The sequence below is a fragment of the Catellatospora sp. IY07-71 genome (assembly GCF_018326265.1).
Classification (GTDB): Bacteria; Actinomycetota; Actinomycetes; order Mycobacteriales; family Micromonosporaceae; genus Catellatospora.
In genome coordinates this window covers 8,043,820-8,068,253 of sequence record NZ_AP023360.1, presented here as the reverse complement: position 1 = coordinate 8,068,253, position 24,434 = coordinate 8,043,820, and the positions used below count along the sequence as shown (strand labels likewise).

The window sequence follows — 24,434 nt, the reverse complement described above, 5'->3', positions numbered from 1 at the left end:
CCCCACCCCCCTTCCGTCCGGGAAATCCGGGGTGGGCGGGGGGTGGGGATCGACGGGCCGGGACGGTAGGGTTTGCGCTCGTGAACCTCGCCTCCATCCCGTCCCCGTCCACGGCGGTCTGGCACCTCGGACCGGTGCCGCTGCGGGCGTACGCGCTGTGCATCATCGCGGGCATCGTGCTCGCCTGCATCGTCACCGACCGGCGGATGCGCAGCCGGGGTGCCCCGCCGTGGGCCGTGCTCGACATCGCCGTGTGGGCGGTGCCGTTCGGCATCGTCGGCGCCCGCATCTACCACGTGCTCAGCTCTCCGGACGCCTACTTCGGCGAGGGCGGCGAGCTGGTCAAGGCGCTCTACGTCTGGGAGGGCGGCCTCGGCATCTGGGGCGGCGTCGCGGGCGGCGCGCTCGGCGCCTGGCTGGCCTGCCGCCAGCTCGGCATGTCGTTCAGCTTCGTGGCCGACTGCATCGCCGTGGGCCTGCCGCTGGCGCAGGCCGTGGGCCGCCTCGGCAACTGGTTCAACAACGAGCTGTACGGCGGCAGGACGGACCTGCCGTGGGGCCTGCAGGTCCACGTCATGTCGGACACCACCCCGGGCCAGGCCATGGTCGGCCCGGACGGCGAGCCGGAGCTGCGCGAGGGCCTCTACCACCCGACGTTCCTCTACGAGCTGCTGTGGAACCTCGGCGTCGCGGGCGTCGTGTACTGGCTGGACAAGCGCTACAAGTTCGGCAAGGGCCGCGCGTTCGCGCTCTACGTGATGCTCTACACGCTCGGCCGGGGCTGGATCGAGGCCATGCGCACCGACCCGGCGACCATGATCGGCGGCCTGCGCCTCAACGTGTGGACCTCGATCATCGTGTTCCTGGCCGCCGCGGCGTACTTCTTCCTCGTCAAGGGCGTCCAGGAGTTCCTGATCCCGAACGTCGACGCCGAGGGCGAGCCCGTCAAGGGCTTCCAGACCGTCACCGAGGAGCAGTACCAGGCCTTCCTCGCCGATGGCAGCCGCCCCGACGCGATCACGGACACCCCGTCGGACGGGACCGGCGACGAGCCGGGCGGCCCGGCCGACGAGGCGGACTCGGACGGGCCAGCCGACCTGCCCGCCCAGAAGACCGCGGCGAAGGGCTGAGCCACATGCGCAGCGCGGTGGTGGTCGGAGCGGGCGTCGGCGGCCTCGCCACGGCGGGCGCCCTCGCCCGGACCGGATGGCGGGTCACCCTGCTGGAGCGCGCGGACCGGCTGCGTGCCGAGCCCGCCGCGCTGCTGCTGTGGCCCAACGCCGTCGCCGCGCTGCGTTCCCTCGGCCTCGGCACCGGGCTCGGCGCCATCGCCACCCCGGTGCCGGTGGGCGGCCTGCGCCGCGCCGACGGGCAGTGGCTGGCCCAGCCCTCCGCGGCGAGCGCCACCGCGACCCCGGTCGTGGTGCACGCCGAGGACCTGCACGACACCTTCATCGCCGGGCTCGGCGACCACATCGAGATCCGCACCGGCATCACCGTGCGCACCATGCACGCCCGCCCCGGTGACCGGCCCGCCGTCGGCGACGGCCGGCACACCTGGGAGGCCGACGTCATCGTCGCGGCCGACGGCGCCGACAGCACCCTGCGGGCCCGGCTCGCGCCGCAGTCGATCGCGGTCAGCTCCGGATACGCCGCCTGGCGCGCCGTCATCCCGTGGTATCGCGCGCCCAAGCTGCCCGAAGACCTGGTCCTGGCGGGGGAGACGCTGAGCGGCGGCTACCGCTTCCTGGCCGCCTCGCTCGGCGACCGGGGCAGTTCCGGCGCGTCCAGCCGGGGCGGCATCTACTGGACCGCCACCGTGGCCGGTGCCGCCCGGCCCGAGCCCAAGGCCACCCAGCTGACCCTGCTCAAGCGCTGGTTCGCGGGCTGGCACGCGCCCATCTCGGATCTGCTCGCCGCGACCGAGCCCGACGACCTCGTCCAGCAGGACGGGCGGCAGCTGCGGCCGCTGCCCTCGGAGCTGGCGTTCCCCGTCGGGACCGGCGGGTTCGCGCTGGTCGGCGACGCCGCGCACGCCATGCCGCACCACCTGGCCCAGGGTGCCGGCCTGGCCCTGGAGGACGCGGCCACGCTGCGCGCCCTGCTGCTGCCGGCGATCCCCGGCCCTGGCTGCAACGCGGCGCTGGCGGCGTACTCGGCCGCGCGCCGGGCACGGGCGGCGCAGGTGGTCCGGCAGACCCAGCGCGTCGGCGCGGTGCTCGCCCCGCGCGGCAACCTGGTCACCCGGGCTCGCGACCGCGCCTTCGGCGCCCTGGCCCCGCGCGTCCTCGACAAGGCCGCCGCCGTCGCCGCCGACTGGCAACCCCCCACCACCTGACGGGGCCACCCGACGGCCCACACCACCGCCCTCCACCAGCCACCGCGCGATCCCCGCCGCCGCACCACGCCGCCACCCGCGCGCCCCGCGCCGTGCCACCCGCGCCCGCGCGCCCCGCGCCGCGCCGCGCCGCGCGCCATGATCGCGGTCTCGTGTCGGAATGTGGGGCTGGACGCAAGGTTCTGACACGAGACAGTGATCTTCGCGCGGGGTGTGCTCTGTGGGGAACTCCGCGGCCAGGTGATGATCGCGGGCTCGTGTCGGATTGTGGGGCTGGACCGCAGGTTGTGACACGAGACCGCGATCATGAGCTGGCCCCGCGACCTCGCCCACCATGATCGCGTCGATCTTGCGCGAAGTGTTGCCCTTATGGGCGATATGGGCGTGTCGTACCCACAGTTCGCGCAAGATCGGCGCGTCAGGGGCAGGGCTGGCTGACCCGGCGAGTCGTTGCCGGGTCAGAGTTCGGGGCCGGGTTTCATGTCGTTGCGGAGGGCGGTGGCTTTCTTGGTGAGGCGGTCGGCGGCTTCCTCGGCGGTGACCTTGGTGCCGGGTTTGACGTCCTGCGGGGTCTCGCCGGGGTACTTCGGCTGGACCATCGTGTCGCCGCGGGCCTTGGTGAGCGCGGCGGCCGTCTCCTGCTCGGCGGCGCGGGCCTTGAGGTGCGCCGACACCCGGGTGCTCTCCTCCTCGATCCGGCCGAGGGCGCGTTCCCAGCGGGAGCGCATCGGGCCGATCAGGCCGCCGCCCACGCCGACGATCAGGATGCCGGAGATGGTGGCGAGGATGGCGACGAGCACCGGCGTGGTGATGGTGGTGGCGATGCCGGCCTGGTTGAGCGCGGCGATGGCGCCCAGCGCGATGATCGCGACCTGGGCGATCCGGCCCACGGTACGCCCGTACGAGAAGTGCGACAGCGCGTTGCTGATGACGTTGAAGACGGCGTTCGCGATGGCCACCGCCACCACGATGATCACGCAGGCGACGATGAGGCGCGGCAGCCAGGCGATCACGTCGTCGATCAGGTTGCTGATCGGGTTGGGCCCGAACACGCTGAACGCGAGCTGGAACGTGAACAGCAGCAAGGCGTAGTAGACCACCATGCCGACCAGCCCGCTGGGGGTGTACCGGCCGGTCCACCGGTCCATGCCGGTGCGCTGCGCCAGGTGGTTGAACCGGACCTTGGCCAGGCCCTTGTCGACGAGTGTGCCGATCACCTTGGCGATGATCCAGCCGATGACCAGGATGGCGGCGCAGGCGAGGATCTTGAGGCCGATGTACGCCAGCGCACCCAGCGTGACCTGCAGAGTCGGGTTCACGGTCGTCCCCCTCGGTCCAAGCGGACGTGCTCAGCCGCAGACTACGGCGGGGCGGGGACCGGTGATCGCGGTTTCGGATCTAAACATCCATCGGAGCCGCACTTCGCGGCACAGATCAGCGATCATCGAAGGGCTGCGGTGGGGCGTCGCGCCGTTAACCTCGGCGACGCGCCCGACACGCGCGGGAAACGTTTCGGTCACGTGACCGGGTGCAGGTGATCAGCCTGCGGCGGCCCGTCCCTTTACCTACTAACTGGGAAGTAGCTTCTCACCATGTGGACGTGTGATCAATCTGTGTCTGGTGGACACCCAGGCCGTTTAACGTAGACTCAACACTCACAGACTCGTCCCCATACTCGTGCGAACCGCGCGAGGGAGTCCGTGCACCGCTGAACCTGCGGGTTCACTCAAGGGCCGACGTCGTCCCGCTCGGATAGGACCGTTAACGAACCCGGCACGCCCCCGCGCCATCGCCGTCGCGGCTTGCAGGCATTCCACCCGTTCGTGGCCGATACCGAATGATCTCTCTCCCCGTGACGACAGGAGGCCCGGTGGCATCGCCATACCCGCACCCCCTGCAGCCTGGTAAGCCGGCCGCGACGCAGCCTGCCCTGACGGCGGCCCCGGCCGCAGTGGGTCTCTACGACCCCGCCTTCGAGCACGACTCCTGTGGTGTCGCGTTCGTCGCCGACGTGCACGGCCGCCGCAGCCACGACGTGGTCGCCCGGGGCCTGTCGGCGCTGTGCCGGCTTGACCACCGCGGCGCCCGCGGCGCCGAGACCACGACCGGTGACGGCGCGGGCATCCTGCTGCAGGTGCCGGACGCGTTCCTGCGCGAGGTGGTGGACTTCCCGCTGCCGCCCGCCGGGCAGTACGCGACCGGCCTGGTCTTCCTGCCGGTCAACGGCGCCGACGAGGCCCGCGCGCTGACCGTGCTGGAGAAGTACGCACTGGTCGAGGGCGCGCAGATCCTCGGCTGGCGCGACGTGCCGGTGGAGGCCGAAGGGCTGGGCGCCACCGCGGAGAACGCGCGCCCGCGCATCCGCCAGGTGTTCCTCAGCGCGCACAGCATCGCCGGGCACCGCTACGGCGAGCCGCTCAGCGGCCTGGAGCTGGAGCGCGTGGCGTACTGCGTGCGCAAGCAGACCGAGCGGGAGACCCGCGAGCGCGGCGTCCCGCTGTACTTCCCCTCGCTGTCCGGCCGCACCATGACCTACAAGGGCATGCTCACGCCGGACCAGCTGGGCACCTTCTTCCCGGACCTGTCCGACCCGCGCGTGGTGAGCGCGATCGCGCTGGTGCACTCGCGGTTCTCCACGAACACGTTCCCGAGCTGGCCGCTGGCGCACCCGTACCGGTTCATCGCGCACAACGGCGAGATCAACACCATCCGGGGCAACAAGAACTGGATGCAGGCCCGCGAGGCGCTGCTGGCCAGCCCGCTGCTGCCCGGCAACCTGCGCCGGCTGTTCCCGATCTGCACGCCGGAGGCGTCCGACTCGGCCAACTTCGACGAGGTGCTGGAGCTGCTGCACCTGGCCGGGCGCAGCCTGCCGCACGCGGTGCTGATGATGATCCCGGAGGCGTGGGAGAACGACCCGGTGATGGACCCCGCGAAGCGGGCGTTCTACCAGTTCCACGCGAGCCTGATGGAGCCGTGGGACGGCCCGGCGAGCGTCGCGTTCACCGACGGCACCGTGGTCGGCGCCGTGCTGGACCGCAACGGCCTGCGCCCGGGGCGCTGGTGGCGCACCGAGGACGGCCTGGTCGTGCTGGGCAGCGAGGCGGGCATGCTCGACCTCGACCCGGCCACCGTGGTCGCCAAGGGCCGCCTGGAGCCGGGGAAGATGTTCCTGGTCGACACGGAGGCGGGCCGGGTCATCTCCGACGAGGAGATCAAGAGCGAGCTGGCCGCCGAGGCGCCGTACGCGGAGTGGCTGCACGGCGGGCTGATGCACCTGGAGGGCCTGCCCCAGCGCGAGCACATCGTCTACACCCACGACTCGGTGCAGCGCCGCCAGCAGACCTTCGGCTACTCGGAGGAGGAGCTGAAGATCCTGCTCGCGCCGATGGCGCGGGCCGGCGCCGAGCCGCTGGGCTCGATGGGCACCGACACCCCGATCTCGCCGCTGTCCACCCGGCCGCGGCTGCTGTACGACTACTTCCATCAGATCTTCGCGCAGGTCACCAACCCGCCGCTGGACGCGATCCGGGAGGAGATGGTCACCAGCCTCTCGCTGACCATCGGCCCTGAGGGCAACCTGCTGGACCCGAACGCGTCGAGCTGCCGCCAGATCGTCCTGCCGTACCCGATCATCGACAACGACGAGCTGGCGAAGATCCTCTCCATCGACGAGGACGGCAACCTGCCCGGCTTCAAGGCGGTGCGGGTGTCGGGCCTGTACCCGCTGCGCGACGGCGCGGACGGGCTGAAGGCCCGGCTGACCGAGATCCGCCGGCACGTGTCCGAGGCGATCGAGGACGGCGTGCGCATCCTGGTGCTGTCGGACCGCGACTCCACCGCCGACCTGGCGCCGATCCCGTCGCTGCTGCTCACCGCGGCGGTGCACCAGCATCTGGTACGCGAGCAGACGCGCACCCAGGTCGCGCTGATCGTCGAGTCCGGCGACTGCCGCGAGGTGCACCACGCCGCGGTGCTGGTCGGCTACGGCGCCGCCGCGGTGAACCCGTACCTGGCGTTCGAGAGCGTCGAGGACCTGATCACCACCGGCGCGCTGCCGAACATCGCGCCCGAGAAGGCCGTGCGCAACGTCGTCAAGGCGCTGGGCAAGGGCATCCAGAAGATCATGTCGAAGATGGGCATCTCGACCGTGTCGTCGTACTGCGGCGCGCAGGTGTTCGAGGCGGTCGGCCTGTCCGCGCAGCTCGTCGAGCGGTACTTCACCGGCACCCCGAGCCGTATCCAGGGCATCGGGCTCGCGGAGATCCACGCCGAGGTCGCCGCGCGCCACGCGGTGGCGTACCCGACCAACCCGGCCGAGCAGACGCACCGGCGCCTGGAGGTCGGCGGCGAGTACCAGTGGCGCCGCGAGGGCGAGATCCACCTGTTCAACCCGGAGACGGTGTTCCTGCTCCAGCACGCCACCCGCTCCGGCCAGTACGACGTGTTCCGGCGCTACACCGAGAAGGTCGACGGCCTCGCGGCCCAGGCCGGTTCGCTGCGCGGGCTGTTCCGCTTCAAGGACGCGACGCCGATCCCGATCGAGGAGGTCGAGCCGGTCACCGAGATCGTGAAGCGGTTCGCCACCGGCGCGATGTCGTACGGCTCCATCTCGGCCGAGGCGCACGAGACCCTGGCCATCGCGATGAACCGGATCGGCGGCAAGTCGAACACCGGCGAGGGCGGCGAGGACGTCGAGCGCCTCTACGACCCGGCCCGCCGCTCGGCGGTCAAGCAGGTCGCCTCCGGCCGCTTCGGCGTGACCACGGAGTACCTGGTGCACGCCGACGACATCCAGATCAAGATGGCGCAGGGCGCCAAGCCCGGCGAGGGCGGCCAGCTGCCCGGCAACAAGGTGTGGCCGTGGATCGCCAAGACCCGGCACGCCACCCCGGGCGTCGGCCTGATCTCGCCGCCGCCGCACCACGACATCTACTCGATCGAGGACCTGGCGCAGCTGGTGTACGACGTCAAGTGCGTCAACCCCGGCGCGCGGGTGCACGTCAAGCTGGTCAGCGAGGTCGGCGTCGGCACGGTCGCGGCGGGCGTGGCCAAGCTGAAGGCCGACGTCATCCTGATCTCCGGCCACGACGGCGGCACCGGCGCGTCCCCGCTGAACTCGCTCAAGCACGCGGGCACCCCGTGGGAGCTGGGCCTGGCCGAGACGCAGCAGACGCTGCTGCTCAACGGGCTGCGCGACCGGGTCACCGTGCAGGTCGACGGCCAGCTCAAGACCGGCCGCGACGTGATCGTGGCGGCGCTGCTGGGCGCGGAGGAGTTCGGCTTCGCCACCGCCCCGCTGATCGTCGAGGGCTGCATCATGATGCGGGTCTGCCACCTGGACACCTGCCCGGTCGGCATCGCCACGCAGAACCCGGTGCTGCGCGAGCGCTTCACCGGCAAGCCGGAGTTCGTGGAGAACTTCTTCTGGTTCCTGGCCGAGCAGGTGCGCGAGCAGCTGGCGGCGCTGGGCCTGCGCAGCATCGACGAGGCCGTGGGCCGGGTCGACCTGCTGGACCTGGTGCCCGCGACCGAGCACTGGAAGGCGCACGGGCTGGACCTGTCGCCGGTGCTCGCGGCCCCCGGCTCGCCGTACGGCGACGCGCCCCGCAAGGTGCGCGAGCAGGACCACGGCCTGGACGCGTCGCTGGACAACGTGCTGCTGCGCCACGCCGAGCCGGCGCTGGTGGGCGGCACCCCGGTGCGCTTCGACGTGGCCGTGCGCAACGAGCACCGCAGCGTCGGCGCGATGCTGGGCGGTGAGGTCGTGCGGCGCGCGGGCGGGGCGGGCCTGCCCGACGGCACCATCGACGTGACCCTGCACGGCACGGCCGGGCAGTCGTTCGGCGCGTTCGTGCCGCGCGGTGTCACGCTGCGCCTGATCGGCGACACCAACGACTACGCGGGCAAGGGCCTGTCCGGCGGGCGGCTGATCGTGCGCCCGGACGCGCGCAGCCCGTTCGCGGCGGAGGACCAGATCATCGCGGGCAACACCCTGCTGTACGGCGCGACCTCGGGTGAGGCGTACCTGCGCGGCCGGGTGGGCCAGCGGTTCGCCGTCCGCAACTCGGGCGCGACCGCGGTGGTCGAGGGCGTGGGCGACCACGGCTGCGAGTACATGACCGGCGGCACCGTGGTGGTGCTCGGCCCGACCGGGCGCAACTTCGCCGCGGGCATGTCCGGCGGCGCGGCGTTCGTGCTCGACCTGGACCCGCTGCTGGTCAACCGGGAGCTGGTCGACCTCGGCGAGGTGGACGAGGTCGCCGCGGAGGGCCTGTTCGAGCTGGTCGAGCGGCACTTCCAGGAGACGGGGTCGGCGGTGGCGGAGAAGCTGCTGGCCGACTGGGCGGGCAGCGCGGAGCGCTTCACCGCCGTGATCCCGCGCGACTACAAGCGCGTGATCGAAGCCATGCGGGCCGCCGAGGCTGCCGGCCGCGACATCGACGCCGCGGTCATGGAGGTGGCACGTGCCTGACCCGAACGGTTTCCTGCGCTACGGCCGGCGTATGCCGGCCCGCCGGCCGGTCCCGGTGCGCATCATGGACTGGCGCGAGGTGTATCCCTCCGCCGACGACGAGCTGATCCGCGAGCAGGCGGGGCGCTGCATGGACTGCGGCATCCCGTTCTGCCACGAGGGCTGCCCGCTGGGCAACCGCATCCCGGACTGGAACGACCTGGTCCGCACCGGCAACTGGAACGCCGCGATCCAGTCGCTGCACAGCACGAACAACTTCCCGGAGTTCACCGGGCGGCTGTGCCCGGCGCCCTGCGAGGCGTCGTGCGTGCTGGCCATCGCCGACGACGCGGTGACCATCAAGCAGGTCGAGGTCGAGATCATCAACCGGGCGTACGTCAACGGCCGGGTCCGCCCGCAGCCCGCGACGACCCCGTCCGGCAAGACCGTCGCCGTGGTCGGCTCCGGGCCGGCCGGGCTCGCCGCCGCGCAGCAGCTCGCGCGGGCCGGGCACACCGTCACCGTGTACGAGCGCGACGACGCGATCGGCGGCCTGCTGCGCTACGGCATCCCGGACTTCAAGCTGGAGAAGCACCACATCGACGCGCGCGTCGAGCAGCTGCTGGCCGAGGGCGTCACCTTCCGCACCGGCGTGAACGTCGGCGTGGACGTGCCCGCGGCGCAGCTGCGCGCCGAGCACGACGCGGTGCTGCTGGCCACCGGCGCGCTGGCCGGCCGCGACACGGACACCCCGGGCCGCGAGCTGTCCGGCATCCACATGGCGATGACGCACCTGGCGCAGGCCAACGTGGCCGTCGCCGGGGGACCGCAGCCGGAGATCACCGCGGCGGGCAAGCACGTGGTCATCATCGGCGGCGGCGACACGGGGGCGGACTGCCTGGGCGTCGCCCACCGGCAGGGCGCCGCCTCGGTGCTTCAGCTCGACCGCTACCCGCAGCCTCCGGACGCCCGCGACGAGGCGCGCGACCCATGGCCGACCTGGCCGTGGATCCTGCGCAACTACGCGGCGCACGAGGAGGGCGGCGAGCGGGCGTTCTCGGTCGCGGTGCAGCGCTTCGTCGGCGACGACCAGGGCCGCGTCCGCGCGATCGTGTTGGTGGACGTCGTCGTCGAGCGGGTGAACGGGCGCGGCGTGGTGACCGAGGTGGCCGGCACCGAGCGCGAGGTCCCGGCGGACCTGGTGCTGCTCGCCATCGGCTTCGAGGGCACCGACGCGACCGAGGCGCTCGCGCAGCTGGGCCTGGCGCGCAGCCCGCGCGGCACGGTCGAATGCGGGCCGGACTGGCAGACCCCGGCCGAGGGCGTCTTCGTGGCCGGCGACGCGCACAAGGGCGCCTCGCTGATCGTGTGGGCGATCGCCGAGGGCCGCAGCGCCGCCGCCGCGATCCACCGCTACCTCGGCGGCGAGGGCAGCCTCCCCGCCCCGGTGGCCCCCTCCTCCCGCCCCCTCATCCCCGCCTAGACAAAAGGAAGGGCACCTTCTTAACGCTATGCGTAGAAGAAGGTGCCCTTCTTAACTCTTCAGGTTCAGCGGTGCGCCGGGTCGCGGCCGTTGCCGTTGTTGCGGCGCACCGGCAGCACGGTGACGTTGTCGGCCTGCATCCGGGTCACCACCTCGAACAGCTCCTCCTGGTCCTCGCGCAGCAGTTCCACCATCGCGCTGAGCTTGCCCAGGTCTTCGCGTACGTGCAGGTGGGGCACCTCACCGCCGACGGTGGCGGGGCCCGTCGCCTCCTCCAGGATCTTGCTGTACTGCGAGAGCTGCTGGACGATGTCGCTCAGCGCGGTGATCACGATGCGCATGTGCTCGCCCCGCTGGTGGTCGCGGGCCAGCTGGGCGATCTCGTGCTCACGCAGCCGGTCGACGATGTGCTGGTTGGACAGCGCCACGGCGCCGGCCAGCATCAGCACCACCCCCAGGGTGGTGGCCGCGATGACCCGGGCCATCATGGCCATGTCTTGATCGATGTTCGGCGTGGCGGGCCAGACGATCAGGTAGGCCACGAGCACCAGAATGAGAGTGAGTCCGCCCATGCACAGCCAGAACGCCCCACTCTTGACTTTGACAATCACCTGTCTTCCCTTCCGGGACAGCCGGGCGTCGGGCGTACGCGCCGAATATCTACGAGCACTCAGCGTGCGCTGAGAAGTGCCGCGTGCGCTAGTAACAGAGAGCGAATTCAATCGCAGCGCCAAATTCTGGACTGCAGGACAACGCGCCATCGTCCGGACGTCTCGACTCTGGGCGCTGAGGACATCACCGATTCAAAGAAGACGCATGTTGCAATTCGCACGTGCACGCTACAACTAAAAGTCCGTATAAAAACGACTGTATACCAACGATTCGCCCGTCGCTCATCGCGAGCAACCCAAAGGACATCGATGCACATTAACGAGTTGTTACATCTAAACGGACAGACCACTGCTGTTTTCAATCACACTGCGTGATAGTCGATCACTCTAGGCTGATCAGTTCATCAGCGCGAGCATGGTGGTGAATACTCCGAAGGAGACGAACACCCCCAGACCGAACACGACGCCCTCGGTGAACAGGAGCAGCAGCGCGACCATCCTGCGGCCGCCGTGCCGGCGGCGGTAGAGCTCCGTTGCCATGGCCCACCCTCTCAGCGTGGCACCCAGCCGTGCTTGACCAGCAGCGCCGCCACGTCCTCGCGCAGGTAGCGGCGGTGCCCGCCGGCGGTGCGGGTGACGCGCAGCAGGCCGCGATCGGCCCAGCGCTTGACCGTCTTGCGGTCCACCGGCAGCAGTGCGAGCACCTCGGCCGGCGTCATCATCTCGCGGCGGCCCACCCGCACGCCCGCCCCGTCGCGCAGCCCCGCCGCGTAGGTGGCGGCCAGCACCGCCTGCAGCTTAGGGGACAGCTCGTCGCCGTCGTACGCCCGCAACGCCAGCTCCCGCACGTGCGCGGGCAGCCGGGGGACCGGCGCCGCCTGCTCAGACACCGGCGTGCTCCTTCGTCCTGGGGCGGCCCGGCCCGCGTGCCGCGGCGAGTTCGGCGTGCAGCGCCACCGCCTCGCCGCGGTAGCGGTCCCGCTCGCGGCACGCGCGCCGGGCCAGTTCCTCGGCCTGCCGGGCCAGCAGGCTCTCCGCGACCAGCGCCGTACGCAGCGCGCTGACCTCCACCCCCGACCGCATGGCCTCCCGGTCGCACAACCGGACCAGCCAGCGGATCCCCCATGTCCAGGTCATCACAGGTACGCCTGCCGCGAGGACGGGACCTGCGGGTACGCCCCGGTGGCGGTGTGCCGCCCGCGGTAGTCGACCGCCGGGTACGGCGGCACCGCGTCCAGATACGCGGTCACCTCCGGGTCGGCCTCCGGCCGGCGCAGTGCCGGCACCGCGGCCGTACCCTGCGCGGGGGCGGGTGCGGGGACCGGATCGCCGGCCGGGCCGGTGGAACGCCACCGGGATCCACCCGGCCGGCGCCGGTGCAGGGCGCGGCGCCAGAACGCGATCACCGCGCGGCGCCGCGCCGCCTGTGCCTGGTCGGGGTCGTCGGCAGTCCACCACTGCCCGTCCCCGTCGCTGCCGCCGTCCACCCGGTCGAGGATCAGCTTCGCCTCCTCGACCATCGTCAACCGCTCACGCAGCAGGAACAGCGTGGCAGCGAAGCTCACCGCGATCACCGCACCGGTGTAGAGGGTGAGGAAGGTCGGTGTGAGCGTCATGACCTGCTCTCCTCGAAACCGTCGGGCAGCAGCCGGCCCAGCATCCGCACCGCGCGGCACTGCAGCGCCTTGACCGCGCCCTCGCTCTTGCCCATGGAACGCGCGGTCTCCGCGGTGGACAGGCCGACCAGGAAACGCAGCGCGATGCAGCGCTGCTGCGAGGGGTTGAGCTTCTTGACCGCTTCGAGCAGGGCGAGGTTGTTGACGTGGTCCATGGCGACCCGGTCCGGAGCGCCGTCGAGGCTGTACTCCTCCTGGTCGAAGTCGAGGACCTCACCGGTGATCTCGAAGCGGTACCGGCCGGACTTGTAGTAGTCGGCCACGATGTGCCGCGCGATGGTGATGAGCCAGGCGGCGAAGTCCCGTCCCTGCCAGCGCACGCTGCCGATCCGCTTGAGCGCGCGCAGGAAGGTGTCGGACGTCAGGTCCTCGGCGGTGGGGCTGTGCCGGACCCGGAAGTAGATGAAGCGGAAGACCGCGGGGGCGTACTGCGTGTAGATCTTCCCGAACGCCTCGGTGTCGCCCTGCTGAGCTCGCTCGACCAGATCCCAGACGTACGACTGCTCCTCGGGCACCGCCCCGGCGGACGGGGTGGTGCGGCTGTCCGGCGTGACCGCGGTCGGGCTCATCCGCGCGACACCCGGCCTTTGTGTGTCATGAGCACGTAACTTGCTCCTCTTCTCAAACGGGGGGGATCCCTCGGTGGGGGCCCGCCGGACCGGGGTTCACGATCCGGCGGGCCCGGGTGGGCCGCCCAGTGCCTTGGGCGGCCCACCGCGAGGGGGGCGCAGCGGCGAACCGCTGCGGCACGGCCGGCGGATCAGTGACGGTGACGCGGTCCGGGCGCGGACCACGTTGTTTGCGGGCGACGCACCGTCATCTAGATCTGTCGGTCCTGTGCTGGTCGTCACGATAACCGTCGTCCATAGACGACGCAAGCGGCGACGTCTCAAACTGTCTATTACCCCCTAACGGGTGACGGTGGAGGACCCTGCCACGCGCTTAACCACTGGCTTTCCAGGAAGTGAGACGTCATCTGAATGCGACGCCATGCCTATAGAACCGCACCGGAACCCGCCGTTAATCTGTTAGGTATGGGCGACGTAGCACGGCTGAGACCGCAACCGGTCAGCGAATGGGGCAGATACCTCCGGCGCATGTGCGACCGGCCGGAGTGGTCGGTGGCCAAGCTGGCCCGCGAGTCCGGCATCGCCCGGCAGACGATCTTCGACTGGATGAAGGCCCCCGACGGCGGCGACTCGGTGACCATCGGCTCGGTGCGCCGGGTCGCCGACGCGCTCGGCGACGACATCGTGAACGCGCTGGCCGCGGCGGCCGGGGTGCCCGACCGCGAGGCCGACGAGGAGCTGTCCCCGATCCTGCAGTCCGACCTCGATCCGCAGGCCAAGGCCGAGCTGGTCGAGTACCTACGCGGCCTGCGCGAGGCCCAGCGCCACGCCCGCCGGACCGAGATCAGCGCCATGCTCAACCGCCCCCGACGCGCCGCGTAGCGGCAGGTAGGGTCGGTGCAATGCGAGTCTCCGCGTTGATCCTGCCCGTGTACCCCTGGCGCGAGGGCCGCCACATCTGGCGCGAGGCGGAGGAGCTGGGCTTCCACGCGGCGTACACCTACGACCACCTGTCCTGGCGCACCTTCCGGGACGGGCCGTGGTTCGGCGCGGTGCCCACGCTGACCGCCGCCGCGGCGGCCACCGGGCGGCTGCGCCTGGGCACGATGGTGACCTCGCCCAACTTCCGGCACCCGGTCACCCTGGCCAAGGACGTGATGACGCTCGACGACGTGTCGGACGGCCGGATCACGATCGGGATCGGCGCGGGCGGGGTCGGCTTCGACGCGTCCGTGCTCGGGCAGACCCCGTGGAGCACCGCCGAGCGCACCGAGCGCTTCGAGGAGTTCGTCCCGCTGCTGGACCGGCTGCTCACCGACGGGGACACCACCCACCACGGCAAGCACTACTCGGCGTACGAGGCCCGCATGCTCCCCGGCTGCGTGCAGCGGCCCCGGGTGCCGCTCGCGATCGCCGCGACCGGCCCGCGCGGCCTGGCCCTGGCCGCCCGGCACGGGCAGGCCTGGATCACCACCGGCCCGGCCCGCAAGGGCGACGAGACCGACCCCGCCGAGATCCCCGGCATCATCGCGGGCCAGCTCGCGGGCCTGGCCAAGGCATGTGCCGCGGCCGGGCGCAACCCCGCGGAGCTGTCGCACATCCTGCTGACGGGTTTCACGCAGGAGCACCCGCTGCGCTCGGTGGACGCCTTCATCGACTTCGCGGGCCGCTACGCCGCGCTCGGCATCGACGAGATCGTCGTGCACCGGCCCGTGCCCGGCACCTGTTTCGACCCCGGCCAGGGCGTATACGAGAAGCTGCCGGCCGCCGTGGCGGCCGCGTTCGGTGGGGGACCGGGACAGCGCAGCGGGGCCGAAACCGGGCACTGAACGATCGATCAGTCTCCCGCGTGTATCGCGCATTTGTCGAGACAGTGTCGCCCCGTTGCAACGTAGGTCACATCAGAGGACTAGGCTTGCCCGTCGTGACACGCCGCGCAAAGATCGTCTGTACTCTCGGCCCCGCCACCTGGTCCCCCGAGCGCCTCCGCGGGCTCGTCGAGGCCGGGATGGATGTCGCCCGCATGAACTTCAGCCACGGCTCCCACGCCGACCACGAGCAGGCCTACCTGCGGGTCCGTGAGGTGTCGGCCGCCACCGGCAAGGCTGTCGCGACGCTGGCCGACCTGCAGGGCCCCAAGATCAGACTTGGCAAGTTCGCGGACGGCCCCCACGAGTGGCGTACCGGTGACAGTGTTGTCATCACCAGCGACGACATCCTTGGCACGGCCGACCGGGTCTCCTGTACGTATCGGAAGCTGCCGGCCGAGGTCAAGGTCGGCGACCGCCTGCTCATCGACGACGGCAAGGTCGCCGTCGAGGTGACGGGGGTTACCGGGCCGGACATCCGCTGCCTCGTCATCGAGGGCGGGCCGGTCTCCAACAACAAGGGCGTCTCCCTGCCGAACGTGGCCGTCTCCGTGCCCGCCATGTCCGACAAGGACGCCGAGGACCTGCGCTTCGCGCTGCAGCTCGGCGTCGACCTGATCGCCCTGTCCTTCGTGCGCTCGCCCGAGGACATCAAGCTGGTGCACGCGATCATGCACGAGGTCGGCGTCGTCCGGCCCGTCATCGCGAAGATCGAGAAGCCCGAGGCGGTGGACAACCTCGAGGCCATCGTGGACGCCTTCGACGGCCTCATGGTCGCCCGCGGCGACCTCGGCGTCGAGCTCCCCCTCGACCAGGTCCCGCTGGTGCAGAAGCGCGCCGTCCAGCTCGGCCGCGAGTACGCCAAGCCGGTCATCGTGGCCACCCAGATGCTCGACTCGATGATCGAGAACTCGCGCCCGACCCGCGCCGAGGCCTCCGACGTCGCCAACGCCGTGCTCGACGGCGCCGACGCCGTGATGCTCTCCGGCGAGACCAGCGTCGGCAAGTACCCGGTGCTCACCGTCAGCACCATGGCGAAGATCATCGCGACCACCGAGGCCGGGCAGATCTCCGTGCCCCGGCTGCAGCACGACCCCCGCACCCGCGGCGGCGCGCTCACCGTGGCCGCCTCGCAGATCGCGCGCGCCGTCGGCGCGAAGGCCCTGGTGGCCTTCACCGTCACCGGCGACACCGTGCACCGGCTCGCCCGCCTGCACTGCGAGCTGCCGCTGCTCGCCTTCACCCCCGAGCCGGCGGTGCGCGACCAGCTCGCGCTCTCCTGGGGCGTGGAGACCTTCCTCATGCCGTTCGTGCACCACACCGACGACATGTTCCGGCAGGTCGACGAGCGGCTGCTCAGCCTCGGCCGGGCCGGCGTCGGCGACTACGTGGTGGTCGTCGCGGGCAGCCCGCCCGGCACCCCCGGCTCCACCAACACCCTGCGCGTACACCAGCTCGGCTCGCTGGCCATGCCGCAGACCCTGGCGCAGCCCGCGCAGCCTGCCCAGGGCTAGGGTGAGCGCGACCGGGGCGCCCGCCGCGCCCCGCCCGCGCGAACGGAAGTGACATGACGGAGCCCATCACCGGCCAGGCCGCCGTGGACAACCTGGTCGAGCTGCTGGACCTGGCCCCGGTCGACGAACTCGTCTTCCGGGGCCAGAACCCGCCGATCGGCCCGCCCCGGGTGTACGGCGGCCAGGTCGCGGCGCAGGCCCTCGTCGCCGGCGGGCGCACCGTCGACCCGTCCCGCCACGTGCACTCGCTGCACGGATACTTCGTGCGGGCCGGGGACATGACCGAACCCATCGACTACCACGTCGAGAAGATCCGCGACGGCCGCTCGTTCTCCGTCCGCCGCTCCGTGGCCATGCAGCGCGGCAAGCCGATCTTCCTGATGTCCGCCTCGTTCCAGGTGCGCGAGGAGGGGCTGGACCACCACGACCCCGCCCCGGCCGACGTGCCCGGCCCCGACGAGCTGCCCACCATGTCCGACCGGCTCGCGCCGTACCCGGAGCGCCTCGGGATCTGGAAGATCCTGCCCCGCCCCATGGACGTGCGCTACGTCGACGAGCCCGGCTGGGTCCGCCCCGGCAAGCGCGTGGCCAACGACCAGCAGCGCGTCTGGATGCGCCTGGACGGCAAGCTGCCCGACGACCCGCTGCTGCACGCCTGCACGCTGACGTACATGTCCGACCTGACCCTGCTCGACGCGGTCCTGTCGGTGCACGGCGAGGTATGGGGCCCCGGCGGCGTCATCGGCGCCAGCCTCGACCACGCCCTCTGGTTCCACCGCCCCTTCCGCGCCGACGAGTGGTTCCTCTACGACTGCGCCAGCCCGAGCGCGTCGGGCAGCCGCGGCCTGGCCACCGGCCGCATGTTCACCCGCGACGGCCGCCACATCGCCACCGCCGCCCAGGAGGGCCTGCTCCGCCCCGTCGGCGCGTGAGGCGCCGTGGCGCGTCGACCGCCGTGGCGCGTCGATCTTGCATCAACTGTGGGTGCGACTCGCCTAAATCGGGCAAATGGCTAACAGTTCGCGCAAGATCGATGTGATCATGGCGACGAGTGGGGCAGGGGAGTGATCCGGGCGGGCGATAATCGGGTCATGCGACTGTCCGCCCGCGTCGATTATGCGCTGCGCGCCGTGATCGAACTCGCCTCCGCCGGCGACGGCCCCGTCACCTCCGAGCGCATCGCCCGCGCGCAGGAGATCCCGCCGAAGTTCTGCGAGAGCATCCTGCTGCAGCTGCGCCGCGGCGGCATCGTCTTCGCCCAGCGCGGGCCGGAGGGCGGTTACTGGCTCGCCCGGCCCGCCGAGCAGATCACGCTGGTCGAGGTCATCGAGGTGATCGACGGGCCGCTCGGCTCGCCGCGCGCCGCGCTGCCCGACGCGCCCGGCGCGGTGCAGGCGCTGCAGCGGGTGTGGACGGCGGTGGACGAGTCCGAGCGCCGCATCCTGACCCGGGTCACCATCGCGCACGTGGTCACCGGGATGCTGCCGGACGAGGTGGCCGCGCAGCTGCCGCTCGCGGCCGGCTGACAGCTACCCGACAACGCCGTTTCGCCAGAAATTAACAACCGCATCTTGCTTCGCCTACCATTCCTATTAAACTGGTCGGAAATACCGGGTTCAGGGGATCAGTAGGAGGCATAGGGTGCGGAAACTGCTGATCATGGCGCTGGTGGGCCTGGCCGCCCAGCTCGTCGACGGCGCCCTCGGCATGGCGTACGGCGTCACCTCCAGCACCCTGCTCCTCGTCGCCGGCATCTCACCGGCCACCGCCTCCGCCTCCGTACACCTCGCCGAGGTCGGCACCACGCTCGCCTCCGGCATCGCCCACTGGCGCTTCGGCAACGTCGACTGGCGCGTCGTCCGCAACATCGCCCTGCCGGGCGCCGTCGGCGCGTTCGCCGGCGCCACCGTGCTCAGCAGCATCTCCACCGAAGCCGCCATCCCGTGGACCGCCGGCATCCTGCTCGCGCTCGGCATGTACCTGCTCATCCGGTTCGCCCGGCCACTGCGGCCCACCCGGCCCCGGCCGCTGCCCACCCGCTTCCTCAGCCCGCTCGGCCTGTTCGCCGGCTTCATCGACGCCACCGGCGGGGGAGGGTGGGGCCCCGTCGCCACGCCCACGCTGCTCGCCTCGGGCAGCATGGAACCCCGCAAGGTCATCGGGTCCGTCGGCGCGTCCGAGTTCCTCGTCGCGGGTGCCGCGTCCGTGGGCTTCCTCATCGGGCTCGGGTCCGAGGGCTTCGTGCTGCCGACCGTCGCGGCGCTGCTCGTCGGCGGGGTGATCGCGGCGCCGCTCGCCGCGTGGCTGGTCCGGCACGTGCCCGCGCAGCTGCTCGGCGCGTTCGTGGGCGGGCTGATCATCCTGGTGAACACGCGCAGCCTGCTGCGGGTCGCCGGGGTGGAGGGCGAGCTGGGGGTGTACGCGTACCCGCTGGTGCTCGCGGCGTGGGCGGTCGCGCTGTCCTTCGCGGTGCGGGCCTGGCGGCGTACCCGCGCCGTCGCGCCGGAGATCGCGCCCGAGCCGGAGCTGGTGCCCGCCGCCTGACCGGCGCGGGAGCCCTTCGTCCGGGCACAGCTTTCAGACTGGATTCCTAGGAAGGTGTACGGGGTGTGTGCGGCGCCATGCCGTGCACACCCCGCTTCGGCGTGGCCGGGCCGGATCAGGACTTGGGGCCGACGTGCTGGTCCAGCAGGGCGACGGCGTCGCGGCGCGCGACGGACAGCGAGTTGCGGCGGTTGAGCCGCCAGGCGACGCCGAGCAGGTCCAGCGCCCAGCCGGCCAGCCCGAGGATGTCGGCGGACTCGTTGGCGAGCAGGTAGCGCGGGTACTCGTAGGTCTTGCCGCGCACGGTGACGCGGTTGATCGAACGGCAGCCGTCGGAGTGGAACAGCCCGCGTACGAAGTAGCCGGGGTGCCCGATGACTACATCGCGCTGCCACAGCGCCAGTGTGATCGGCCGCTCGTGCTTGCGGCCCCGGCCCGCCTGCGGCAGCAGGCATGGCCAGTGCTTGGCGACGCTCTGCACGGCGGTGCAGCCGATCGCGTGCACCCGCGACACGCTGCGGGCGAGCACGGCTCGCATCGCCCGCTCGCATTCGTCCATGATCTGCGGGTATGCGTCGGCGCAGGCGATCCGCAGCACCGGCACCCGTGCGCCGAGCGCCAGATATCCGTCGCCGAGATACAACCCGAGCAGGTAGGCGTAGGCGGCCGGGTCGCCGGGCGGTCCAGGTGGCTCCTGGCACCGAGGGCACCGGTCGCGGCTGCGGTCGGGCACCGCGTCGGTGGGCATCGACCGGCGGCACCAGACCGAGACCGTGTGATAGCACAGTCCGAGCCGTCGGGAGACCTCGGCGATGGTCAGGCCGCTGCGATGGAGGTCGCGGGCGGTGGCTCGCACGGACAGCGGATGCACGTACGTCAGTCTGGACGGTCGGTACGACACGGCGCTGAAGTGTGCAAAGTGCCCCCGGTGGGATTCGAACCCACACTGTCGGAGGTTTGAGCTCCGTTCCTCTACCGATTGGGATACGGGGACCGTGGAGTGCGGCAGGCATTAGCGTACCTACTAGGCTGATGCCAGTGACACCCGGATTAGGCGTGTCAAGGTTGGCTCGTGGTGTGGGGGTAGTGGTTCCGGTGACCGAGAAGCAGGCTGGTGTCGCGCGCAAGCGCGTGCTGATCGCGGAGGACGAGGCGCTGATCAGGCTGGACCTGGCCGAGATGCTCGGCGAGGAGGGCTACGACGTGGTCGGCGAGGCCGGTGACGGCGAGACCGCGGTGAAGCTGGCCGAGGAGCTGCACCCCGACCTGTGCATCCTGGACATCAAGATGCCGATCATGGATGGTCTGGCCGCCGCCGAGCGCATCGCCGGCGCGCGCATCGCCCCCGTGATCATCCTGACCGCGTTCAGCCAGCGGGACCTGGTGGAGCGGGCGCGTGCCGCGGGCGCGATGGCGTACCTGGTGAAGCCGTTCCAGCAGAGCGACCTCGTGCCGGCCATCGAGATCGCGCTTTCCCGCTTCGCCGAGGTGGCGGCGCTGGAGGCGGAGGTCGCCGGCCTCAACGACCGGCTGGAGACCCGCAAGGCGGTGGAGCGGGCCAAGGGCGCGCTGATGACGCAGTACGGCATGAACGAGCCGCAGGCGTTCAAGTGGATCCAGCGCACCGCGATGGATCACCGCCTGACGATGCGCGAGGTCGCCGAGCGGATCATCGTCGAGGCCGCCGCCGCGGAGTCCGCCGAGTAGTGACTCGGGCGCCCGGCGCTCCTACGATCGAGCGATGCGCTTGAATCGGGGGATCGTCGCCGGTGCCGTTCTGCTGGCCGCGCTCGCCGCGTGCACGCAGGCGCCGCCCGCCCCGCCGAAACCGCTGCGCCCCTCGTGGGAGCCGGTGTCGCTGCCGCCCGCCCCGGGCGCTCCGGGACGGGCGCTGCTGCGTGACGCGGTGACCTGCGGTGGCCGCTGGTTCGTGGTGGGCGGGGTGCTGGACGCCGCGGGCGCGACCCGGCCCGCGGCCTGGACCAGCGGCGACGGGCGGCAGTGGGCGACGGTCACGCTGGCTCCGCTGCGCCCCGGTGGGTACGGCGAGCTGTCCGTCCTCTACGCGGCGGGCTGCGCGGACGGCCGACTGGCCGCGATCGGCGCGAAGAGCGGCGGCGCGCACGGCAATCCCCGGGTGAGCAGCTGGTACACGGCGCCGAACGGCGCGCTCACGGAGATGACCGCGGCGTACGTGCTGTACGGCGGCAACGACGCGGTGAACGTCGCCCGGATCGCGGGCGGTCCGCGGGGCTGGGGGATCGCGGGCAACCGCAAGGCGGGTGCGGCGTTCTGGTCCTCGCCGGACGCGACGGACTTCGCCCTGCACGAGGGGGTGCCGGAGCTGGCCGCGGACGAGCGGGGCCGGACGGCGGCCGCGGACGTGCTGGCGGGGGACGGCGGCTGGCTGCTGGTGGGTTCGCTGACCCGGCCGGGCCGGGTGGACCGGGACGCGCTGGGCTGGACGTCACCCGATGGGCTGACCTGGTCGCGGGTGCCGGGTCCGGCGACGGACGGGTACGAGGAGTTCCAGCGGGTGACCCGGGTCGATGGGGTGCCGTACGCGGCGGGTCTGCGCGGGGACGTGTTCGGGGCGTGGCGGCTGGTGGACGGCGGCTGGCAGGACGCGGGCGGGTTCGGTGCGACGGGCGGGCCGGTGGCCCGGGTGGCAGGGCTGGCTCCGGCGGACGCGGGCGTGTTGGCGCTGGTGGCCGATGAGCTGCGATTCGGGCTGTGGCTGGGGTCGGCGAGCGGCCGGTGGACCGGGGTGGAGCTGCCGGGGGAGCTGCCCGCGCGCGGGGACGCGGCGGCGGCGGTGGCCGCGGCGGGGCGGCGGGTGGTGCTGCTGGCCGACGACGGGGTGAACAGCCGGGTGTGGATCATGGACCTGGCGCCGGATGTGACAGCTTCCAGCAGGTGACCGCCGTCCGCGACACAAGTAACGGTTGGGTCAACCTGCCAGCGGGGTCTTACCGATTGGGCTGTGACTGGGATAACGTCCCAGCCCAGATCGTGGTACACGGTCTGGTCCGGTGTCCCCGCAGCCACGTCGGCTGAGAGGTGGCCGGATCTTCGATGGAGGAGGGTTCCAGCCTTGAGGCAGCAACTCGCACGGGTGCTCGGAGGCGTCGCCGTTCTGGCGCTCGTCGCCGGTGGTGCCGCGGCATGCAAGTCGGACGACGCCACGCCGGGCGCCGGTTCGAAGGTGTGCGACCTGAAGCTCGGCTTCTTCGGCGCCCTGACGGGCGACGCGGCCGGTCTCGGCATTCACATGCGCAATGGTGTCAAGCTCGCGCTTGAGCAGTACAACAAGGAGAACGCCGACTGCAAGGTCGCGCTGGAGGAGTACGACTCCCAGGGTGACCCGGCCAAGGCCCCGGCGCTGGCCACCAAGGCCGCCGGCGACACCAAGGTCATCGGCCTGGTCGGCCCGGCGTTCTCGGGTGAGACCGAGGCGAGCCTGGACACCTTCAAGGGCGCCAACCTGCCGATCATCACCCCGTCGGCGACCCGTCCGTCGCTGAGCGACAAGGACTGGGGCGTCTTCCACCGTGGCGTGGGCAACGACCTGGCCCAGGGCCCGGCGGCCGGCCGCTACATCAAGGACGTCCTGAAGGCCGAGAAGGTCTACGTCGTCGACGACCAGTCCGCGTACGGCACGGGTCTGGCCACCGAGGTCGTCAAGGTGCTGGGCACCGTGGCCGGCCAGGACAAGGTCCAGGTCAAGCAGGTCGACTTCGCGGCCACCGTGGCCAAGATCAAGGCCTCGGGCGCGACCGTCCTGTTCTTCGGTGGTTACTACACCGAGGCCGGTCTGCTGCTCAAGCAGGCGAAGGCCGCCGGCTGGACCGGCACCATGGTCGCCGGTGACGGCGTGAACGACGCGAACTTCATCAAGGTCGCGGGCGACAAGGCCGCCGAGGGCACCGTGCTGACCTGCCCGTGCGCCCCGGCCACCTCGGCCAAGGGCTCGTTCGTGGCGGACTACAAGGCTCTGATCAACGCCGAGCCGGGCACCTACGCCGACGTGTCGTACGACATCGCCAAGATCTTCCTCGAGGGCATCAAGGCGGGCAAGACCAACCGTGCCGACATGCTGGCCTTCATCGACGGCTACAACGGCACCGGTGCCGCCACCGGTGTGACGTACAAGTTCGAGAAGAACGGCGAGCTCGACCCGACCCAGGTTCTGGTGTGGGCGTTCGAGGTCAAGGGCGGCGCTGTCGTGCCGAAGGTGGAGATCCCGAAGGGCTGACCCGCTCCGGTCGGCTGACCGGTTGGTAATGCCTACGGAAGTCTGATCGTCGTGGCCGGGTGCTGGTTTCACAGTCCCGGCCACGACCCCTTCGGCCCTCATATCAGGAGCACCACGTGGATTTCTCCGAGCTGTTCCGGAATTTTCCGGAGCTCACCACAACGGGGCTGACCCAGGGCGCCATCTACGCACTCGTCGCTCTCGGCTACACCCTCGTCTACGGCGTACTGCGCCTCATCAACTTCGCACACTCCGAGGTCTTCATGGTCGGCACCTTCGCCGCCATGTGGACCTGGAACGCGCTCGGGTTCAACCAGAACCTGTCCCCCTCCGGCGTTCTGATCAGCGCGGGCGTGCTGATCGCGGGCCTGCTGGCCGCGGTCGCGGTGTCGTCGGCGACGGCGGTCGCGGTCGAGCTGACCGCCTACCGGCCGCTGCGTAAACGCAACGCGCCGCCGCTGGCCTTCCTGATCAGCGCCATCGGCGCCTCGTTCGTGATCATGGAGATCATCGGCATCGCGACCGACCGCGCGCCGTACGGCAACATGCCGGAACTGGTGTCGAACAAGCCGCTGTTCACGATCCTGGGCGCGGAGATCACCCCGGTGCAGATCGTGATCGTCGTGGGTGCCCTGGTGATGCTGGTCGGGCTGGACTGGTTCATCAACAACACCCGGCTCGGCCGGGGTGTGCGTGCCGTCGCGCAGGACCCGGACAGCGCCGCCCTGATGGGTGTGAACAAGGGCCGCGTCATCGGCCTGGTGTTCCTCATCGGTGGTGTGATGGCCGGTGTGGCCGCGGTGTTCGCCAACCTCAAGTACGGCTTCACGAAGTTCAACCTGGGCTTCCTGTTCGGCCTGAAGGCCTTCACCGCCGCGGTGCTCGGCGGTATCGGCAACCTGCGCGGCGCCGTGCTCGGCGGCCTGCTGCTGGGCCTGGTGGAGAACTACGCGTCGGCGCTCGTCGGCACCCAGTTCCGCGACCTGGTCGCCTTCGTGGTGCTGATCGCGGTGCTGATGTTCCGTCCCACCGGCATCCTGGGTGAGTCGCTGGGGAGGGCCCGCGCATGACCGACGTGCAGATCAAGAACGGCGCGCCGGAGCCCAAGGGCTTCACCGGCAA

General features: G+C 71.4%; 22 protein-coding genes and 1 tRNA gene. 14 read left to right on the top strand and 9 right to left on the bottom strand.

Going from position 1 to position 24,434, the window contains the following annotated elements; all coding sequences use genetic code 11:
- Positions 1 to 80: 80 nt before the first annotated feature.
- Both lgt and CS0771_RS36145 read left to right on the top strand, forming a co-directional pair.
- Positions 81 to 1,130 carry a prolipoprotein diacylglyceryl transferase gene (lgt, locus tag CS0771_RS36150; RefSeq protein WP_212845161.1) on the top strand — a complete coding sequence of 350 codons (1,050 nt, stop codon included), beginning with the start codon at positions 81 to 83 and terminating at the stop codon, positions 1,128 to 1,130.
- 5 nt (positions 1,131 to 1,135) lie between these two features.
- Positions 1,136 to 2,338 carry an NAD(P)/FAD-dependent oxidoreductase gene (locus CS0771_RS36145; protein ID WP_203741147.1) on the top strand — a complete coding sequence of 401 codons (1,203 nt, stop codon included), beginning with the start codon at positions 1,136 to 1,138 and terminating at the stop codon, positions 2,336 to 2,338.
- Between the two features lie 458 nt (positions 2,339 to 2,796).
- Here CS0771_RS36145 and CS0771_RS36140 read toward each other — a convergent pair whose 3' ends face one another.
- Positions 2,797 to 3,657: a hypothetical protein gene (locus tag CS0771_RS36140; RefSeq protein WP_212845160.1), complete on the bottom strand. Its 861-nt coding sequence runs from the start codon at positions 3,655 to 3,657 to the stop codon at positions 2,797 to 2,799.
- 551 nt (positions 3,658 to 4,208) lie between these two features.
- On the opposite strand from CS0771_RS36140, the gene gltB reads away from it, so the two are divergent.
- The gene (gene gltB, locus CS0771_RS36135; RefSeq protein ID WP_371821529.1) at positions 4,209 to 8,813 is read left to right on the top strand and encodes a glutamate synthase large subunit; all 4,605 of its coding nucleotides are present in this window, start codon (positions 4,209 to 4,211) and stop codon (positions 8,811 to 8,813) included.
- Complete coding sequence (locus tag CS0771_RS36130; RefSeq protein ID WP_212845158.1) at positions 8,806 to 10,275, top strand: glutamate synthase subunit beta; 1,470 nt, start codon at positions 8,806 to 8,808, stop codon at positions 10,273 to 10,275. The genes gltB and CS0771_RS36130 overlap by 8 nt, the downstream gene beginning before the upstream one ends.
- 65 nt (positions 10,276 to 10,340) lie before the next feature.
- On the opposite strand, the gene CS0771_RS36125 is transcribed toward CS0771_RS36130, so the two are convergent.
- From CS0771_RS36125 to CS0771_RS36100, 6 genes are all read right to left on the bottom strand, one after another.
- Positions 10,341 to 10,886, bottom strand: coding sequence for a hypothetical protein (locus tag CS0771_RS36125; protein ID WP_212845157.1), 546 nt, complete (start codon positions 10,884 to 10,886; stop codon positions 10,341 to 10,343).
- A 396-nt stretch (positions 10,887 to 11,282) separates the two neighbouring features.
- Positions 11,283 to 11,426, bottom strand: coding sequence for a hypothetical protein (locus tag CS0771_RS36120; RefSeq protein WP_203741155.1), 144 nt, complete (start codon positions 11,424 to 11,426; stop codon positions 11,283 to 11,285).
- An 11-nt stretch (positions 11,427 to 11,437) separates the two neighbouring features.
- Complete coding sequence (locus tag CS0771_RS39555; RefSeq protein WP_305835637.1) at positions 11,438 to 11,776, bottom strand: helix-turn-helix domain-containing protein; 339 nt, start codon at positions 11,774 to 11,776, stop codon at positions 11,438 to 11,440.
- A complete protein-coding gene (locus tag CS0771_RS36110) occupies positions 11,769 to 12,023 on the bottom strand; it encodes a hypothetical protein (protein ID WP_212845156.1) in 255 nt (84 codons plus the stop codon). The genes CS0771_RS39555 and CS0771_RS36110 overlap by 8 nt, the downstream gene beginning before the upstream one ends.
- On the bottom strand, positions 12,023 to 12,502 hold the full coding sequence (locus CS0771_RS36105; protein WP_212845155.1) for a hypothetical protein: 480 nt from the start codon (positions 12,500 to 12,502) through the stop codon (positions 12,023 to 12,025). Before CS0771_RS36105 ends, CS0771_RS36110 begins: the two co-directional genes overlap by 1 nt.
- Positions 12,499 to 13,131 carry a sigma-70 family RNA polymerase sigma factor gene (locus tag CS0771_RS36100; protein WP_212845154.1) on the bottom strand — a complete coding sequence of 211 codons (633 nt, stop codon included), beginning with the start codon at positions 13,129 to 13,131 and terminating at the stop codon, positions 12,499 to 12,501. The genes CS0771_RS36105 and CS0771_RS36100 overlap by 4 nt, the downstream gene beginning before the upstream one ends.
- Before the next feature lie 528 nt (positions 13,132 to 13,659).
- On the opposite strand from CS0771_RS36100, the gene CS0771_RS36095 reads away from it, so the two are divergent.
- The 6 genes from CS0771_RS36095 to CS0771_RS36070 all read left to right on the top strand — a co-directional run bounded on the left by CS0771_RS36095 (position 13,660) and on the right by CS0771_RS36070 (position 19,057).
- On the top strand, positions 13,660 to 14,013 hold the full coding sequence (locus CS0771_RS36095; RefSeq protein WP_212845153.1) for a hypothetical protein: 354 nt from the start codon (positions 13,660 to 13,662) through the stop codon (positions 14,011 to 14,013).
- Between the two features lie 20 nt (positions 14,014 to 14,033).
- Positions 14,034 to 14,960: an LLM class flavin-dependent oxidoreductase gene (locus CS0771_RS36090; RefSeq protein WP_212845152.1), complete on the top strand. Its 927-nt coding sequence runs from the start codon at positions 14,034 to 14,036 to the stop codon at positions 14,958 to 14,960.
- A gap of 95 nt (positions 14,961 to 15,055) precedes the next feature.
- Positions 15,056 to 16,513, top strand: coding sequence for a pyruvate kinase (pyk, locus tag CS0771_RS36085; RefSeq protein ID WP_212845151.1), 1,458 nt, complete (start codon positions 15,056 to 15,058; stop codon positions 16,511 to 16,513).
- 53 nt (positions 16,514 to 16,566) lie between these two features.
- On the top strand, positions 16,567 to 17,445 hold the full coding sequence (locus CS0771_RS36080) for an acyl-CoA thioesterase II (RefSeq protein ID WP_212845150.1): 879 nt from the start codon (positions 16,567 to 16,569) through the stop codon (positions 17,443 to 17,445).
- A gap of 159 nt (positions 17,446 to 17,604) precedes the next feature.
- Positions 17,605 to 18,039, top strand: a complete 435-nt coding sequence (locus CS0771_RS36075) for an Rrf2 family transcriptional regulator (protein ID WP_212845149.1) — start codon at positions 17,605 to 17,607, stop codon at positions 18,037 to 18,039.
- A 115-nt stretch (positions 18,040 to 18,154) separates the two neighbouring features.
- A complete protein-coding gene (locus CS0771_RS36070; protein ID WP_212845148.1) occupies positions 18,155 to 19,057 on the top strand; it encodes a sulfite exporter TauE/SafE family protein in 903 nt (300 codons plus the stop codon).
- A gap of 115 nt (positions 19,058 to 19,172) precedes the next feature.
- On the opposite strand, the gene CS0771_RS36065 is transcribed toward CS0771_RS36070, so the two are convergent.
- Both CS0771_RS36065 and CS0771_RS36060 read right to left on the bottom strand, forming a co-directional pair.
- Positions 19,173 to 19,928, bottom strand: coding sequence for a transcriptional regulator (locus CS0771_RS36065; RefSeq protein ID WP_212845147.1), 756 nt, complete (start codon positions 19,926 to 19,928; stop codon positions 19,173 to 19,175).
- Between the two features lie 49 nt (positions 19,929 to 19,977).
- Positions 19,978 to 20,051: transfer RNA gene (locus tag CS0771_RS36060), tRNA-Leu, on the bottom strand.
- A 101-nt stretch (positions 20,052 to 20,152) separates the two neighbouring features.
- Between CS0771_RS36060 and CS0771_RS36055 the strand changes: the two genes are divergently transcribed.
- The 4 genes from CS0771_RS36055 to CS0771_RS36040 all read left to right on the top strand — a co-directional run bounded on the left by CS0771_RS36055 (position 20,153) and on the right by CS0771_RS36040 (position 24,382).
- Positions 20,153 to 20,764 carry an ANTAR domain-containing response regulator gene (locus tag CS0771_RS36055; protein ID WP_155374664.1) on the top strand — a complete coding sequence of 204 codons (612 nt, stop codon included), beginning with the start codon at positions 20,153 to 20,155 and terminating at the stop codon, positions 20,762 to 20,764.
- A 34-nt stretch (positions 20,765 to 20,798) separates the two neighbouring features.
- Positions 20,799 to 21,977, top strand: a complete 1,179-nt coding sequence (locus tag CS0771_RS36050; protein ID WP_212845146.1) for a hypothetical protein — start codon at positions 20,799 to 20,801, stop codon at positions 21,975 to 21,977.
- A gap of 174 nt (positions 21,978 to 22,151) precedes the next feature.
- Positions 22,152 to 23,312 (top strand): branched-chain amino acid ABC transporter substrate-binding protein, encoded by a 1,161-nt coding sequence (locus CS0771_RS36045; protein ID WP_212845145.1) that lies wholly within the window; start codon positions 22,152 to 22,154, stop codon positions 23,310 to 23,312.
- Between the two features lie 116 nt (positions 23,313 to 23,428).
- Positions 23,429 to 24,382, top strand: coding sequence for a branched-chain amino acid ABC transporter permease (locus CS0771_RS36040; RefSeq protein WP_212845144.1), 954 nt, complete (start codon positions 23,429 to 23,431; stop codon positions 24,380 to 24,382).
- Positions 24,383 to 24,434: the final 52 nt, after the last annotated feature.